The organism is Paenibacillus thiaminolyticus, assembly GCF_003591545.1.
Classification (GTDB): domain Bacteria; phylum Bacillota; class Bacilli; order Paenibacillales; family Paenibacillaceae; genus Paenibacillus_B; species Paenibacillus_B thiaminolyticus_A.
This window is the reverse complement of record NZ_QYZD01000003.1, coordinates 93,577-110,383: the sequence shown is the minus strand read 5'-3', so window position 1 is coordinate 110,383 and position 16,807 is coordinate 93,577. Positions and strand designations below refer to the sequence as shown.

The 16,807-nt window shown below is 53.1% G+C and carries 12 protein-coding genes and 1 CRISPR repeat array (1 of these 13 cut by a window edge); of the genes, 3 read left to right on the top strand and 9 right to left on the bottom strand.

Going from position 1 to position 16,807, the window contains the following annotated elements; translation table 11 throughout:
- Positions 1–25: 25 nt before the first annotated feature.
- Both DQX05_RS05475 and DQX05_RS05470 read right to left on the bottom strand, forming a co-directional pair.
- Positions 26–2,422, bottom strand: a complete 2,397-nt coding sequence (locus DQX05_RS05475; protein WP_119791606.1) for a 3-hydroxyacyl-CoA dehydrogenase/enoyl-CoA hydratase family protein — start codon at positions 2,420–2,422, stop codon at positions 26–28.
- A 299-nt stretch (positions 2,423–2,721) separates the two neighbouring features.
- Positions 2,722–4,896, bottom strand: coding sequence for a (Fe-S)-binding protein (locus tag DQX05_RS05470; RefSeq protein ID WP_182914630.1), 2,175 nt, complete (start codon positions 4,894–4,896; stop codon positions 2,722–2,724).
- Positions 4,897–5,104: 208 nt separating this feature from the next.
- On the opposite strand from DQX05_RS05470, the gene DQX05_RS05465 reads away from it, so the two are divergent.
- The 3 genes from DQX05_RS05465 to DQX05_RS05455 all read left to right on the top strand — a co-directional run bounded on the left by DQX05_RS05465 (position 5,105) and on the right by DQX05_RS05455 (position 7,715).
- Positions 5,105–5,689 carry a TetR/AcrR family transcriptional regulator gene (locus tag DQX05_RS05465; protein WP_119791602.1) on the top strand — a complete coding sequence of 195 codons (585 nt, stop codon included), beginning with the start codon at positions 5,105–5,107 and terminating at the stop codon, positions 5,687–5,689.
- A 197-nt stretch (positions 5,690–5,886) separates the two neighbouring features.
- Positions 5,887–6,645, top strand: coding sequence for an electron transfer flavoprotein subunit beta/FixA family protein (locus DQX05_RS05460; protein WP_119791600.1), 759 nt, complete (start codon positions 5,887–5,889; stop codon positions 6,643–6,645).
- 89 nt (positions 6,646–6,734) lie between these two features.
- Positions 6,735–7,715, top strand: coding sequence for an electron transfer flavoprotein subunit alpha/FixB family protein (locus DQX05_RS05455; protein ID WP_119791598.1), 981 nt, complete (start codon positions 6,735–6,737; stop codon positions 7,713–7,715).
- 133 nt (positions 7,716–7,848) lie between these two features.
- Here the strand turns inward: DQX05_RS05455 and cmr6 are convergent, their stop codons facing one another.
- From cmr6 to DQX05_RS05420, 7 genes are read right to left on the bottom strand one after another with little or no spacing between them, the layout of a single operon-like run.
- Entirely contained in the window at positions 7,849–8,742 is an 894-nt protein-coding gene (gene cmr6, locus DQX05_RS05450) for a type III-B CRISPR module RAMP protein Cmr6 (RefSeq protein WP_119791596.1), read from the bottom strand.
- The gene (gene cmr5 / locus DQX05_RS05445) at positions 8,720–9,130 is read right to left on the bottom strand and encodes a type III-B CRISPR module-associated protein Cmr5 (protein WP_119791594.1); all 411 of its coding nucleotides are present in this window, start codon (positions 9,128–9,130) and stop codon (positions 8,720–8,722) included. Before cmr5 ends, cmr6 begins: the two co-directional genes overlap by 23 nt.
- Positions 9,120–10,088 (bottom strand): type III-B CRISPR module RAMP protein Cmr4, encoded by a 969-nt coding sequence (gene cmr4, locus DQX05_RS05440; RefSeq protein WP_259391788.1) that lies wholly within the window; start codon positions 10,086–10,088, stop codon positions 9,120–9,122. The genes cmr5 and cmr4 overlap by 11 nt, the downstream gene beginning before the upstream one ends.
- Positions 10,076–11,230 (bottom strand): type III-B CRISPR module-associated Cmr3 family protein, encoded by a 1,155-nt coding sequence (locus DQX05_RS05435; protein ID WP_119791593.1) that lies wholly within the window; start codon positions 11,228–11,230, stop codon positions 10,076–10,078. Before DQX05_RS05435 ends, cmr4 begins: the two co-directional genes overlap by 13 nt.
- The gene (gene cas10, locus DQX05_RS05430; protein WP_119791591.1) at positions 11,206–12,969 is read right to left on the bottom strand and encodes a type III-B CRISPR-associated protein Cas10/Cmr2; all 1,764 of its coding nucleotides are present in this window, start codon (positions 12,967–12,969) and stop codon (positions 11,206–11,208) included. The genes DQX05_RS05435 and cas10 overlap by 25 nt, the downstream gene beginning before the upstream one ends.
- A complete protein-coding gene (cmr1, locus tag DQX05_RS05425; protein WP_182914629.1) occupies positions 12,966–13,940 on the bottom strand; it encodes a type III-B CRISPR module RAMP protein Cmr1 in 975 nt (324 codons plus the stop codon). Before cmr1 ends, cas10 begins: the two co-directional genes overlap by 4 nt.
- Entirely contained in the window at positions 13,937–14,872 is a 936-nt protein-coding gene (locus DQX05_RS05420; RefSeq protein ID WP_119791587.1) for a DUF6602 domain-containing protein, read from the bottom strand. The genes cmr1 and DQX05_RS05420 overlap by 4 nt, the downstream gene beginning before the upstream one ends.
- 594 nt (positions 14,873–15,466) lie before the next feature.
- A CRISPR array of direct repeats spans positions 15,467–16,807; the repeat unit is 32 nt; unit sequence ATTTCAATCCACGCATCCGCGTAGGATGCGAC; it runs 220 nt beyond the window's last position.

Genomic DNA, 16,807 nt, shown 5'->3' with positions numbered 1-16,807 from the left:
CCTCATTTCATAGTGTAGAAGGACATTAATTGCGCAGCGGCTTGCCCTTGGCGAGCATATGCTGCATCCGCGCCTGCGTCTTCGGCTCGCCGCACAGGCTCAGGAAGGCTTCACGCTCCAGATCGAGCATATACTGCTCGCTGACCAGGCTGTTCGCCGGCACGTTGCCCCCCGCCAGCACATGCGCCAGCTTGTTGGCGATCAGCCGATCATGATCCGAGATGTAGTTGCCAAGCTGCATCGTATAGGCGCCAAGCTGCATCACCGCCTTGCCCGATTCGCCGACGACGCGGATGCGCTCCTCTTCCGGCGGCTCGTATCCGGCGCGATCCATTTCCAGCACCGCCATCTTCGCCTCATAGACGCGGCGGTCTTGATTGATAATGACCGAATCGCTTGGTCCCATATACCCGAGCCGCTTCGTATCATGGCCGCTTGTCGAGACCTTGGCCATCGCGATCGTCTCGAAATAGCTGTTCACGAACGCCTGCAAATCCGCATCCGTGCTGCCAGCCATCCGGCTGGATCGCAGCGCCATCTCCTTGCAGCCTCCGCCCGCCGGAATGAGGCCGACCCCCGTCTCGACCAGACCGAAGTACGTCTCCGCCGAGAAAATGATTTTATCGGCCGGCAGGCACGCCTCCACGCCTCCGCCGAGCGTCATCTGATGCGGCGCCGCCACGACCGGTTTTTCCAGTCTTTTCAGTGTCAGCATCGTATTCTGGAACTGGCGGATGATGAGATCAATCTCATCCCATTCCTCTTCCTGGGCCTCCATCAGAAGCAGCATCACATTCGCGCCGACGCAGAAGTGGCGCCCTTCGTTCGCGATGACGAGCCCGCGATAATTGCGGCGCACTTCCTCCACGCTCTGCTGAATCATCGTCAGGATATCCGCCCCGATAGCGTTGTTCGGCGAATGGAATTCCAGGCACGCGACCCCGTCGCCAATATCGATCAGGCTCGCGCCCGGGTTGGACAGCACGACCTTGTTCTGCTGCTTGAGCCGCCGCAGCGAAATATGCTCCGCCGGCGTCTCCAGCTCGCTCCACGCCCCGCTATGGGCGTAGAAGCGTTGGTCATTCCGCTGCTCGTAAAAGCTGGTATGCCCCGCGTCTATCCAGGCGCGGACCCAGTCGGGCAGCACGTCGCCCTCGGCCTCCATCCGCTCGGCGGCCTTTACCAAGCCGATCGCGTCCCATACCTCGAACGGGCCGAGCTCCCAGTTGAAGCCCCACTTCATCGCGTTGTCGATGTCGGCAATCGAATCGGCGATTTCGCCCAGCTTGTGCGCCGCATAGAGCAGCACCGGCTTCAGCGTATTCCAGCCAAGGTCGGAATACCGATCCTTCGTGCCGAGCAGGGCCTTGATTTTGTTGCCGGCTCCCTTGACGGACTTGGCCGCTTCGAGCGAAGCGGAAGATACTTTGCGCACCGGCTCGTATTCCATCGTGTCGAAGCGGAGCGCCTGGATCTGCGTGCCCGAATCCGTCTTCACTTTCTTATAGAAGCCCTGGCCCTGCTTCTCGCCAATCCAGCCCCGGTCCACCATGCGGCTCAGCACATCTGGGGCGCTGAACACGTCCTTCTCCGCCGTCGCCGCCGTCTGTCCATGCACATTGGCCGCCACATGAACGAACGTGTCGAGCCCGACCAGATCGAGCGTGCGGAAGGTAGCGCTCTTCGGCCGCCCCAAGGCCGGCCCGGTGACGGCGTCGACTTCCTCCACGGTGTATCCGACTTCCAGCATGTTGCGGAGCGTCACGAGCAGCCCGAAGGTGCCGATGCGGTTCGCAATGAAGTTCGGCGTGTCTTTGGCCACGACGACGCCTTTGCCCAGCCGGCGCTCGCAGAACCCATGCATGTAGGACACGATCTCCGGATCGGTCGTCTCTCCCGGAATAATCTCAAGCAGCTTCATATAACGCGGTGGATTGAAGAAATGAGTGCCTAAAAAATGCCGTTTGAATTCTGCGCCGCAGGAAGCAACCATGTCATTGATGGATATGCCCGAAGTGTTCGACGACACGATGGTGCCCGGCTTCCATACTTTTTCGATGCGTCCGAGCAGCTCGCGCTTGACATCGAGCCGTTCGACGACGACCTCGATAATCCAATCGACGCCGGCCAGCTTCGATAGATCGTCCTCCAGATTGCCCGGCGTGATCCGTGCCGCGAATGCCTCGCTGTACAGCGGCGCCGGCTTCGTCTTCTTCAAGCGTGCGATGGCGTCAACGGCCAAACGGTTGCGTACTGCGGGATGCTCGAGCGTGAGCCCCTTCTTAGCCTCTGCTTCGGTGAGCTGGGCTGGCACGAGGTCAAGCAAGAGACAGTGAATGCCCGCGCCTGCCAAGTGGGCGGCGATGGCCGCTCCCATGACGCCGGAGCCGATGACGGCGGCGCGTTGAATCGGTTGAACCATATGCGAGATCCCTCCCAAATTGAAATGGTCTGTTTTCACATGATGAGAACAACGTTGATATGCGGTTGCCTTGCTCTGGATGCCCCTGCCGAAGCAGGTTCTTGGGTATGCATGATGTTGACGCATAGATGAATGGCTATATTAAGTAGGTCTTGGTTGGCGATATTTATTGGCGGTGTTGAATCTTAGAGGTTGTTTTGTGCGATTACATAAGAAGAGGTTGTTGTTTGCTAGCTTTCAATGACTTTCCACTAGTTCCCGTGAATTTCAATGATAAAAAGATGCGTTGTGTCATCCCTTTACACGGAAACCGGCTGCCTGTCGTCCGATTTCACGGAACCGAACACGGCCAGCTCCAAAATTTCGGCGATGTCGCGCGTCTGTACCGCTTCTTCCGCCTCCAGCAGCTTCGTGCCGTCTTCCATCATCGTCAGGCAGTACGGGCAAGCCGAGGAAATGACGGTCGGCTGCGTGGCGAGCGCCTGCTCCGTGCGGGCCAGGTTGACACGCTTGCCTGCCGTCTCCTCCATCCACATCATGCCGCCGCCGGCCCCGCAGCACATGCCGTTCTCGCGGGTGCGCTCCATCTCCAGCAGCGTGACTCCCCGGATGGCACGCAATACGTTGCGCGGCTGTTCGTAGACGCCGTTGTATCGCCCCAGATAGCAGGAATCGTGATACGTAATGCGTTCCTCCACCTCATGACGCGGAACCAGCTTCCCGGTGCGAACCAGCTCGTCAAGCAGCTCGCTATGATGCAGAACTTCGGCTTCCAGGCCGAATTCGGGATATTCATTTTTCAACGTGTTGTAGGTATGCGGACAGGCTGTAACGATCTTGCGCACGTTGTATTTCTGGAATGCGGCGATATTCTCCTCGCACAGCTGCTGGAACAAAAATTCATTGCCCATGCGCCGCGGGGTATCGCCCGAGTTCTTCTCCTCGTTGCCGAGGATGGCGAAGTTCACGCCGGCCTCGTTCATCAGCCGCACGAGCGATCGTGTCACCTTGCGGCTGCGGTTGTCGTACGAGCCCATCGAACCGACGAACAGCAGGATGTCGAATTCCGGGTTCTCCTTCACAGTCGGGACATGCAGCATGCCTTCGGGATCGACCTCACGCACCCATTTCACCCGGTCGCTGCGGCTGATTCCCCACGGATTGCCCTGGCGTTCGATATTTTGCAGCGCCCGCTGTCCGTCATGCGGCATGCTCCCTTGCGTCAGCACAAGATAACGGCGCATGTCGACGATCTTGTCGACGTGCTCATTGCCGACGGGGCACTGGTCTTCGCAATTGCGGCACGTCGTGCACGCCCAGATCTCGGCTTCCGACATGACGTCGCCGATCAGCTCCAGCTCGCCCGGCGGGCGGTCTCCCGCCGTCTGCCACGACGCCGCTTGCGCCCGCATCGTCGGACCGATGTCGGTCACGCCCTCCCCCTGCCACTCGCCGAGATCCAATCCGTCTGCCCGCATGCCGTGCGTGCCGTTCGTTGAGAAGACGAAGGACGGAATCCAGGGCGAACGCGAGGTGACGGCCGCTCCCTTTTCTGTCAAATGATCGCGCAGCTTGACGATCATGTGCATGGGCGACAGCCATTTGCCCGTTCCCGCGGCCGGACAGACGTTGGTGCAGCGCCCACATTCGACGCAAGCGTATAGATCGAGCAGCTGCTTTTGGGTGAAATCCTCCACTTTGCCGGTGCCGAATGATTCCGCTTCTTCATCCTCCAGATCGAGCTTCCGCAAGCGGCCGACGGGATCCGTGCGGCGCAGCAGCAGGTTGACCGGAGCCGATAACAGATGAAAATGCTTGCTCTGCGGCACATAAACGAGAAATGCCAGCAATATAAGCAGATGAGCCCACCAGCATACCATGTACAGCACCTCTGCAGCGGTCTGGGACAGGCCGGCCAGCGGCATCGCGATGAGAGATGCAATCGGCGCGTAGAGCGAGAAGTCATTCCCTTCCAAGAGACGCTCGAACGACATCGTCAGCAAGACCGACAGCATGAGCGAGAAAATGAAGAAGACGACGATGGAGGGCTTCCATCCGCGCTTCAACCGATCCAGCTTCTCGCCGTATCGGCGGTAAGCGGCATACCCCATGGCGATTAGCACCAGCGTCACCGTCACTTCCTGCAGCAGCACGAATGCCTCATAGCCGGGAATCGGAAGCGGGCGGCCGGACAATCCTTTATAGATAATATCCAGCGCACCGACTTGCAAAATAATGAACCCATAAAAAATGACAATGTGCATAAGACCGCTCTTCCTGTCCTTGAGTAGCTTCGTCTGACCGAACACTTGAACCGCAAAGTCGCGCAAATTGCGCTTCGCGCGCCCGTCCCAGTCCACCGGCTGCCCCAGCTTGACATACATATACCGGTGAATGACCGCTCTGGCGAACGCGTAGACGCCGAGTCCCGTGACGGCCAAAAATAGGACGAGCTGCACGATCGCTCCCGGCATCGGAACCATCTCCTTTCCCCTTTTGCAAATGAATGAACTCATTGCGGCGGGCGCTTACAGCGCGCTCATACCACTGCTCTTCCGCTGGGCGATTACCCGGTTCCCGATCCAATCATTGACAAGGATTCGGTTCTATTTTATGATATCAGCAGAAAATGAATGAGCGTTCATTCATTCGTGATTCACATTTTAGCACTGAGGTGATTCCATGGCAAGTCAGAAAAAAGAAAAATATTCCCAAATCCTCGAAGCAGCGGTCAAAGTATTCGCCGAACACGGATTTCACCGTTCGCAAGTTTCCAGGATTGCGAAGACGGCCGGGGTCGCTGACGGTACGATCTATCTTTATTTCAAGCGAAAGGAGGATATCCTTATTTCTTTGTTCCGCGAGAAGCTTGGCGAGCTGATCGGCAAGTTTCACGCGAGTCTCGAAGAAACGACCGGAGCCAAGGAAGCGCTGCGCAACGTGTGCGAAATTCATTTTACCGAGCTGGAAAACAACCCGGATTTCGCCTTTGTCTCCCAGATCGAGCTCAGACAAAGCTCGCTTGAGCTCCGCAAAGAGATCGGAAAGATCATTAAGCCATACATTGTGCTCATTGAAAAAATTATTACGCAAGGCATCGAGGAAAAAGTGTTCCGTGCCGATCTCGACGTCAAGCTTACCCGCCTGCTTATATTCGGCTCTATGGACGAAGTTGTGACGTCATGGCTTATTTCCGGGCAGAAATATTCGCTCACCGGCCAGTTGGATGGGACCATAGCCTTCTTCCTCAAAGGACTGGAGGCCTAAGTTTTAGAGGTTGTTCCACACGTCCGGTTTATAACCTTTTTGGTGCTGAAAGCCGCACTTTTTGAACTTTTTGAACCATCAGTTAAATACTTATAATTATCCGCCATGGGGAAAACACCACACGCGCTGCATCCTTCATCCAGAATTGCACTTTCCACTTTCCTTCATGGTAAATCAAGCGAAAGGGGCAATGAACGATGAATATCATCGTATTAGTCAAGCAGACATTCGATACGGAGGAAAAGATCGTCATCAAGGACGGCAAAGTCGTGGACGACGATGTCAAATTCGTGCTCAACCCCTATGACGAGTATGCGGTAGAAGAAGCCATTCGCATTCGCGATGACCAAGGGGGCAAAGTCACCGTCGTCTCCGTGGGGACGGAGCGGACAATCGAGGCGCTGCGCACGGCGCTCGCTATGGGCGCTGACGAAGCGGTCTTGATCAACGACGAGCGCATCGGCACGGATGAACATGCCGTCGCGCAAGCATTGGCCGCCTTCGTCGGGACGGAATCCGCCGACCTCGTGCTCGGAGGCAACTTCTCGGTCGACAACGGCGCAGGCCAAGTGGCTGTGCGAATGGCGAAGCTGCTCGGCATTCCGCATGTGTCAGCTATCACGAAGCTGGATATCGCCGACGGTCGCGCCGTCGGCTCCCGGGATGCCGAAGGAGACACCGAGGTCGTGGAGCTGCCGCTTCCGGCGCTGTTCACGGCCCAGCAAGGGCTGAACGAGCCGCGCTATCCTTCGCTGCAGGGCATTATGAAGGCGAAGAAGAAGCCGCTCCGCGAGCTGACGCTGGATGATTTCGGCGTCACCGCCGAAGCGCGCACGGCACAGACGGAGCTGTTCCTGCCTCCGCAGCGGCAAGCGGGCAAGCTGATCTCCGGCGAGCCGTCGGCGCAGGCGCAGGAGCTCTTCCGGCTATTGCGCACGGAAGCCAAGGTTGTCTAGCCGGTGTCTTCTGCCAGATTGCCAATGACAGTACCTGTTCAAAACGGGGTTTTTGAGCAGCCCCATATTCCCGAGGAGGCGGATTTAATATGTCCAAAACGATTCTTGTCGTAGCAGAGACGAAAGGCGGCGTTCTCCGCCAGGTATCCTATGAAGCGATCAGCGCGGCCCGAATGGCCGCAGGCGATGGCGGCACCGTGGCCGCAGCAGTGATAGGGGCGGAGGCAGCGCGCTTTGCAGCCGATCTGGCCCCATATGGCGTGGATCATATTTATACCGTAGAGCATTCCGCTCTTATTCATTATCATCCGGAAGCTTATTTTGCGGCGCTGCAGGCTGTCGTGCAGGAAGCAAAGCCGGATGGCGTATTCTTCGGCCATACCGCGCAGGGCAAAGATTTGGCCCCGCAATTGGCCGCCGCATTAGGCGCGGGACAGATCTCCGATGTCATCGCCATTGATGCGGACGACAGCGGCGAGCTGTTATTCACTCGCCCTCTGTATGCAGGTAAAGCGATGGAGAAGAAAAAGTTCCTGGCGAGCCCATGGACTGTCACCATCCGTCCGAACAATATCCAGCCGCCGGCAGCCGAAGCGGGCCGGACTGCCCCGGTATCGGCCATCGCGTACCCCGAGCCGCCGCTGGCCGCCGTCATTCGCGAGGTGGTGCAGAACACGGCCGGCAAGATGGATTTGAGCGAAGCGAAAATTATTATCTCCGGCGGCCGGGGCGTCCGCAGCGCCGACGGCTTCAAGCCGCTGGAGGAGCTGGCCGAGGTGCTGGGCGGCGCCGTCGGCGCTTCCCGGGGGGCATGCGATGCGGGCTATTGCGACTACGCGCTGCAGATCGGCCAGACCGGCAAGGTCGTTACGCCGGAGCTGTACATCGCCTGCGGCATCAGCGGCGCGATCCAGCATGTGGCCGGCATGAGCCAATCGCGCGTCATCATCGCGATTAACAAGGATCCGGAAGCGCCGATCTTCCAGATTGCCGACTATGGCATCGTCGGCGATCTGTTCGAGGTCGTGCCGCTTCTGACCGAGCAGTTCAAGCAGGCGCTGCAGGCGTAGCCATATTAAACAAGGGGCATTCTAGCCGACATGATGCGGCTGGAATGCCCCTCTTATGATTGAAAGATGTACTGCTGTAATATCCGCAGCGCCTTGGCAGCAGCTGCTTTGTGTCCTGAATCGCTAGCCCTTGCTATTTTCCCAACCCGTAACCGAGGGCCGTCTTCGCCCCCAAGCCATATTCGCTTAATGTCTTCTTGACCATTTCACACACTGTGCTTTCTTCTTCCTCCGACAGCTCCTTCGCTGCGCCAATGAAAATCGTAAACTTCGTCTTCGTGACCGCCGGAATAAAGATAGGGACGGGAGATATCGCGTCCGTTGGCTGCTTCTCCCCTTTGGTTTCATAATAGTCTTTGAAATGTGGCGTCTGCACGTCGAGAACGATCGTGTAAGATTTTGCAGGAAACGCATCAAAAAAAATAAGTTGCCCGGCCACAGCGTCCTCATTCTCGGCACCCGTGCCAAAGCATTTCACAAATAGAGCATCCTTCAGCGCTTCGCTTTCATTGCCTTCATACCTCTCTTGTATCCAGCAATGGCGAACGGCTCCCTTCAAGGAACTGCTCGGGATATAAGGAATCCCATAGACGGGATGAAGCGTCATCAGCAAAATATTGCTATAGGGCGACAGCGCTCCGATGCCCAGCAACAGTTTGTCGGCAGGCTCATATTCCAATGGAATTTTACTGGGGAACTGTTGCGCACACCGCTTCATCCGGTTGTTAAGGGCATTCAGGATAGACTCAATGTTCTTACCACGCGATTGAATTCGCTTCTTCTTCTGCAAAGCATAATATCCATACGGCTCAATCGCAGTCTCTCCCTTCTTCGTTATTTTTTTGCGAGGCAACCGATAGAGACTCAAGAACAGGTTATCGATTTCTTCATTTTTAATCTTAATATTATTAATAAATTCCTCTGTATCCTTTGGAAGAAACCCTTTGCCATCAGTATAGTTTTCAGCATTACGCTTTTCATCTTTATGACTTTTATGATTACGGTTATTCGACTGATTCCGCGTCACCTTCAATCATCCCTTCCGCAAAGCGTTTCATCCACATCACCAGACTCATCGTTTCTCGCGTCATCCGTTTGTAGCCGTCTCTCGATTGTTCGGTAATGGCCTTCATCAAAAAATCCGGATCCTCAATCATTCCTTGCCTTTTCAACCACTCTGAGAGAACAGTTAGCACCGCCTGGTGAGGACTGTCTGCACCCTTCCCGTCTTTTTTGTTGCTTTTAGAAAATAAAAATCCGACGGCAGCTCCGAATCCGTTCGTATGGATCATGGCCGGCAATGCCCGAACCAGCGCCCGATACTCCTTGGCATAGTTCTTATTCTCATGATCTGCAGCCAGGCTTACTTTCTCATAGGCAAACAGCGCTCTGCCGTTTTCCAATTTATTGGACATCTACCCCACCTCCGGTTACAAGCCGGCATGCGACAAAGCCCTTCCCTAAAGTCTGATTGGCTCCGATCTGGAATGTCGGCGGAATGCAATCTTTCAATTGTGCGGCAATTTCCGCAGCCTTTTTGCGTGGCGGTGCAACCGCCTCTTCGGGTTGCAGACGCCCGGGTTGGGGTTGATACGCGTCCGCGATGAAGAGCAGGCTGTACAGGACGCTTTCAGACGGCAAGTACTCTTCATTAAATAATGCCCCGCCCTGGACTGTTCCTGAGTCATTATTTATCCTAATCCGAGTGACCACCTCGGTTGACATACGAACAAAGTCGGAAAAATCATCATCCGGCACCACAATCGCATTCGTTTTTAGGAAATCCCGGAGCAACTCATTGCACGGCATTACGTTCAACAACCGATCCAGGAAACCTCCAAAAGGCGCATCATCCTTGTCCTCCTCCGTAACATCGTAAACATATTCCTCCAACATCACGGTCTTTTTGTTGTTAGCTTCCAGCACCAAGGCGCTTCCCTTTGCCACAAGGGGACAAGGCGTTAACGCAAAACGCTGCGCCAATTCGCCGATCCCCGCCAATTCCATATCATCGAAAAAACGGCGAAGCACCATCGGGCAGGTGACAAAGGCGAACACCCCTTTGGCCGAACGAACCGGGAAAAACAACAAGCGGGCGTCCGAGAAGGCAACAGCCGACGCGAACTTGTTTTCCGTATCCTCCCTGTTTTCCAAATCATCTGAACCAAATATTTGATCCATAATACTCTTCTCGACGTTGTTATGTCGGACAGCATTTCTCAGGCTTCCTTTTAGACTGGACGCTTCGATCTTGGGAAAACCAGTGTGTCCTTCCCGTTGAATGGGCAGATCCACGACACTTAGCTCGCTGCCTCCGCCGGCATGCATAGAAGTCAACACATTCAAAAACATGGCTTTCTTTATTTTGTACACGGTATCATGCCTCCTTGTTCTTCTCCAATCCTTCCAATCAGACTGTATCCGAAGCCTCTGTCGCAATAGCGCAGCCGATCCCAGTTATCGTAGACAAACCCCAAGTTTTCCCGATAATCGCTAATACATTTTTGATGAAAAAGTTTGTTCGCGTCCTCGAAGGTTCCATCTACAATTTGAAAGAAATACACGCTCCCGGCCGGAACCGCATAGCGCATTTCCCGAGGCTTCGACTTAAACGTGCCCTTATCCTTGAAAGTTCCGAAGCCGCCAACAGGCACATACCTGCCAACCGCAGCACTGAGCAGCCGCACCCGGATCCGGCGTTTTTTATAGGCAAACCACCCTTCCATCGTGGCCGGATCAATCCACCACGGAAGCCATCCCTGCTTAAAAATAGCTGGCGTAGCCAGATAGAGCTTGAACAAACATCCCGTATCCACGACCGGGGGAAGAGCAAAACGCTGTTCTATCGGATAGAGGCTGCCTGTTTTCGATTCGCCGCCTATTTTAATCACCGTCGGGTGACTGATCGATAGTCCTTCGGCCTCCACGACGAGACTGCACTTGCGATTGTGTTGGTCTGCGGGCCGCAACTTGTGAATGGAATACCATCTCCGATCACGAGCGGCGCCTGACCCAGGATCCATCTGAATTCCGATATGGCGTTCATCATGAATATAATCGGCAAGGGCTTGAACGGAGCAATTCCACTCCTTCCCTTCCAGATAAGCTTGCAGCTCATTTTCGCTTATATATCCCCCGCCCCGAGGAGCGACTTCCTTCGAAGCAGATGGTTCTGCCGATAGACACCAGTCCAGAGGAGTGCTGCCTGTCGGAGCAGGAGTCAGTCGCAACAGCTTTTGCAACCATTTCGAGCCGTCTTGCTTCCATACGACACTATCCAACGGCTGTGGGAACAGGAACTGATTGCTCGCCATTAATCCGCTGAAGCCGATCTTGATTCGCCTTGCGGCCTTCTGATCGCATCGGTCCTGGGACAGCCCCCCTGTGCGCAAAGCTCCAGCATAGACGGATGGCAACGGAGGGAATGCGCTTGATGCTGCATGATTCAGCCCTGCGTCAAAAGGTCTGCCATTTCGAAAAAACAGCGTATCTACCGCATCGATGGCATAGAACATGGATCCACCTCCCGTGATAAAAATGCCGTCATTTGCAACACCGGGATAAAGCGGGAAATGTTGGCGCCGAACGCCTGATACAGCGCATAAAATCGTTCTGTATGCTGATCGCGCTCATCCCGTCCCATGCCCGGATTGGCACGCTGATACGCTTGCCGAATCAGCACCCGAACGGCAGCATCCAGAGGGTGCTCGTCCTTGTCTTGCAACCGGGCGAGCATTCTGGATAAGTTATGGATAAACGCCTTGGAATCCTGATTATTCGTTATCGCGGCCAGCGCATGTTGTATAACTTGCAGGTTTTCCCCTTTCTCCCCGAACTTATTTTTGATCGTGACATTTTCTCCACTGCGCTTCATCAGTTCAATCGCAAACGCATTTTTGGCCACCTTGCAAGCATCGCTAGACAACGCACATGAATCTTTGTCCTCATCAATCCCCTTAGCCAGCGATTCCAGTTCTCCCGTTCGGGCAAGAACCTCCTGAAGCGGCTGCATAAGATGGGCAATGGCAATGCCCGCCGAAAATGTTAAAGGCTTCGGGTGGCCCAAAGGAGCCCTTACCTGAAGAGAAAACTCCTCGCGCAATTTCAATAGCGCGGAGAATAGCGTATCCAAAGGAAGGAAGCCTAAAAAATCTTCTCCGCCTGCGTAGATGCAAATGCCGCGATGCTCGGCAATGATCGCCCTGACATTGGAAGCAAAATGACTGATATCCTGACTCAACTGCCGATGCGCAGCTCTATCCGCATAATCCTGGTACAATCTGCCCATGCCGTCGCCGTCAAATTTAACGAGAGCATAGTAGGGACTGATGCGGTACTGGTTCTGTATTTCACGGTATAACTTTAGTGCGATGTCGATACTGTCCGGACTGTATTCCTCGATGGAAAGCGTCTGCCCATTTTGCAGATCAAAAAGCGCTTCCGATGCTTCATCCTTCAACCGTGCCAGCTTGTCCGCGTAAGACGAACTCAGTCGGCTGTGCAGAAGCATATAAGCGACCGATGAGATGTTCAACCGATACCCGCTTAACGCCGCCTTATCCCCGGCTTCAGGCTCAGTCAACAGATGCAGCATTCGCTTGACGAACGCAATGGCCGACAGTCCTTCCCCCGGTTTGAGCGCATACATGCAAGCCGGAACGCTGGACACGTCCACCGCATGATCCGGCACTACAAAATCAGGAAGATTGCCTTCTCTTGTTCTCTTGATAAAAATAGCATTGTATTCTGGATAAATCACGCATTTGCGGCCGTAAAGCTCGTTGCTTTGCGTAAAGACGCGCAATCTTTTGATGTTATTCATGCTCTGGATCAACTGCTTATAAGATGGTTCATATTGTTCAAGAGGTTCAAACACCCAATAAACTTCCAGAAACCGTTCTAATTGCTCTAGCGCCCAACGATTCGGCGTCACGCCCGCCCTGTGAAAAACACCTAGGCAAATGTCCATGAAACGATCCTGGACGTACCGGGCGAGCGTTCGTCCGAGCTTCTTTTGCTCCGCTGGACCGTAGCCCTTCACAATAGCGACAAGCCGATTCGGTATATTCGTATCCTTGTGCCAGGAGGGAAAAATGATGTCCACATCTTCGCTCTGCTTGTCCAGCTCCTCTATCGCCCTGGATAGCAGATAAGATAGCAGGAAGCTTCCCGCATACAGATCCCTTGTTTTTCTGGATTGCTCGATCAATGATTTTACAGGTCCGATCGTGAACAAAAACAATGCGTCGCTCAATCGTATCCCCCCTCGATAAAAGAGATGAATGTATTGCGCTCTTTATAATCGGTGTCAAAAGCACCGTTTTTTTGATCGTCTTTCTGATTGTCTTTTTGATAGACGGCCTTGACATACGTATACACCGGCAGCAGTATCTGATCGGCGGTTCGCGTTACACTGACAATGACAGAGGAAGCGAAGCGTTCCTTACCGACGGCAAATCCTGTAGCGAATCTCTTCTTGGGATGCCTACGTTTAATTTCATGGGAGGCATCATCCACTACTTCCAGGAACTTGCGCACATCCTTGTCCTTGATTTCCTTGCCAAGAATAATTTTTTCGATGACAGGGCGACAGAACCCGTTCAGATCGACCGTTTCAGCCGTTTCTATTGTATGATCGTCTATGACTCGATAGGGAAAATCGCCGCAAACCGCACCGTTCGTGATGCCTGCTTTGTGGTTCCATTCGTTCAGTTTCTCAGCAATCCAAGTCAGCAACTTCTCCTTGGGGACACTATGTTGTTCATCGAGCGCGACACAACCTCTCCCCCGGCGGGTTCGCTTGCCCATTCCTCCCAATACAAGAGACAGGGCTAACCATTCCTCATATTCCTTGATGTCCGGATATTTCTTGCTATCCTTGTCATTGTTATGCCTTGTTCGGATCACAAGCTCAAAGGTGGTATCGTGCCGGAAACCGTCCTGCTCATTGTTAGTTCTTTCTTTTCTATGTAACAAAAATTTTTGGCGAGTCGCCGGGACCGTTGGCGGCTTGAACTGGAGCCGAACCGGAGAAGCAATTTTTTCAGCGTTGCCAAAATATTTTGATTCCAACTTATACAATTTCTTTGTATCCGTCTCAAGAATCGCCGCTCTGTACATGTAACGCATAAGGCCCTTCAATTCGGAAGGCCGTAATTCGGGTCGACGGTTCCCAGCGCTGAACATGGGACTGATAATCGTACAGTTCAAAGTGCATGTCTTCATGGAGCAGCCTCCCCAACACCTGCCTTGGCAGCGGCCATCCATGTGTTCTTGTTAAACAAGTCCACATACGCTTTGTGCGGAAACAGCATCGGATTATTGATCAGCATCAGAAGCTGGTTGAGCTGGAAGTTGAACGACAACAACGAGACTTCCTGTTGATCGCCGGCAAAAACCCGATATTCATCCAGGGCATAGTTTGTTCTCCGATTTTGTTCACTCGAATCGTTCACGAACCCTGTTCCTCTATTAATCGAACTTTCTGTCACTTCGGGAGCATTATGATTCAATGAGTTAAACCATTCCTTTAACGTGCATAGCTCATCATTACGATGGATCGAGATGCGGCAAAGCTCCTTATCAGCCCGCAAGGCAAAATCGAACAGCCCGGCATTTTGGGGCTGATTTTTGCCCATATAACAATAAACAAGCAACGGCCTTGTGCCTGTTTGGGTTGACTCTTTTCCTAGATTTTCGGTGGCGATATAACCATGCATTCTCGCAATGGCATTTCGCGACGTCTTCAGAGCTGTAATGCTCTTTTTCCATTTTTTCAAATCGTCATTGTCACCCGATAAACTTTTGCATTCAACCGCTACCGCAACCGCTTCAATCGGAACAAATTTTAATTTCCCCTTGCGAAAAATATAGGGCGTATACGTTTCATCAAAGATGGCAAGATCGACCTCATTCGACACTTGTCCAAACGAGTCAATTATAAACACAGATTGTTCAACAACAAATTTGCGGGGAACAACCTGCTGGAAAAACTCCTTCCATATTTCCTCGCGAAATCCCCCAATTGAACTTCCATGCTGATGCTTGAAAAATAGTTGGCTTACCATGGAACGCTCGGTTTCGACATAGTTGTGAATGATGTCGTTTATCGTTTTGATCTCCGTTTCGGGTTTACAGCGTTCTACTTCGGTCGGCATCCTTCTTCCTCCCATTCACACCTGAAATTAACTTATCAAACACTATTAGAATACCATATTGTGGAGAGAGTGAGAGTTGCAGTTGTCACAATTTCACTAAATTGTGACAAGATGAAAAGGAGCAAAAGCCTTGATATCATTGGGCAAAGCCAGGGCCTATAACACGCGAAAGTTCCTCGCCCAATCAGAAGATAGGATGGAAAACGTCCAAGAAATGCGAAGATAAACTAATCCAAAGCTATGGGAATAGTCGCGGATAAGTGTTCGCTCCATAAGCGAAGCGAACACATCCCGCTTGGGGATGTGAACAGCAAGATATAAGAGTTATTCCCTTATAAGCACGAATAAGGAAACCAATGCTTGAACTACATAAAGCGACCACAAAAGCAGGAGAAAGATTATTGGCCCGGCTCTCGTAGCAGAACCCAATGATTCTCGCTCCTTCCTTTCAGTAAGGGCTAATACCTATCATCTTCAACAGCCGATTTTGCACCATGCTGTTTGAGAGCCAGTTAACAGTCGACAAGTCAGTTTATCAGGGATTCACTTGGAGTGTTACATTTTTTCCCTTGACGATGCGCATCCTGCGCCTGGATTTCAATCGACACATCCGCGTAGGATGCGACATTAACCGCCTGATGATGGTCCGAGGGATAGGGATCATTTCAATCCACGCATCCGCGTAGGATGCGACTGTAGTCTCTCGACTTCTTTGGATCATATGCCCTCGGATTTCAATCCACGCATCCGCGTAGGATGCGACATGGTGTACCATACACAAGGCCCCCAGGCAAGGCATTTCAATCCACGCATCCGCGTAGGATGCGACGCACCTGGAGAAGATCGGATATCCGGTGGATATCATTTCAATCCACGCATCCGCGTAGGATGCGACTGCAAAGCTAGCGTTGCACTTCCATACTGGCTCCAAATTTCAATCCACGCATCCGCGTAGGATGCGACGTAATTCCACTCATGAGCATGGCCGCTACATAATCATTTCAATCCACGCATCCGCGTAGGATGCGACTTTCCAACCACGGACGGGGACGGAGAGAGCCAGAATTTCAATCCACGCATCCGCGTAGGATGCGACCTATTGCGACATCGGCTATCCGAACCAACAGGACATTTCAATCCACGCATCCGCGTAGGATGCGACGTTTAATGATTCACGGAAAAGCAAGCTGCAGGAATTTCAATCCACGCATCCGCGTAGGATGCGACTTGATGTCCAGCAGCGGAAGCTTGCCGGCCTCCGGATTTCAATCCACGCATCCGCGTAGGATGCGACGCTCCGACTTTATCAAACGCAGACTCCACCTGCTTATTTCAATCCACGCATCCGCGTAGGATGCGACGTCAAAGACCTCTACGACCTACTAGAGACGCTAATTTCAATCCACGCATCCGCGTAGGATGCGACCAAACTACTCCTTTCGCTTTGCCTCCGGCGGTCAATTTCAATCCACGCATCCGCGTAGGATGCGACAACCAAGATGGCCTTGTCCAGGGCTTTTGCAATAATTTCAATCCACGCATCCGCGTAGGATGCGACTATAGATATTATAGTACACTATATACAAAGGAGAATTTCAATCCACGCATCCGCGTAGGATGCGACATCAAAACGTCCGTACACCTCTTCCGCACCGACGATTTCAATCCACGCATCCGCGTAGGATGCGACGTACGAAATGTAGAAAAGAACTCTCGGTCTATTTATTTCAATCCACGCATCCGCGTAGGATGCGACCTTACTTGAAGGTGGGGACCGGGCACCATTTGAATTTCAATCCACGCATCCGCGTAGGATGCGACTTTATCGCCGGCGTGCTCATCCTTGATTGGGAAAATTTCAATCCACGCATCCGCGTAGGATGCGACATCCGATCTTTATCGACACCGAAGGCTCAACAACGATTTCAATCCACG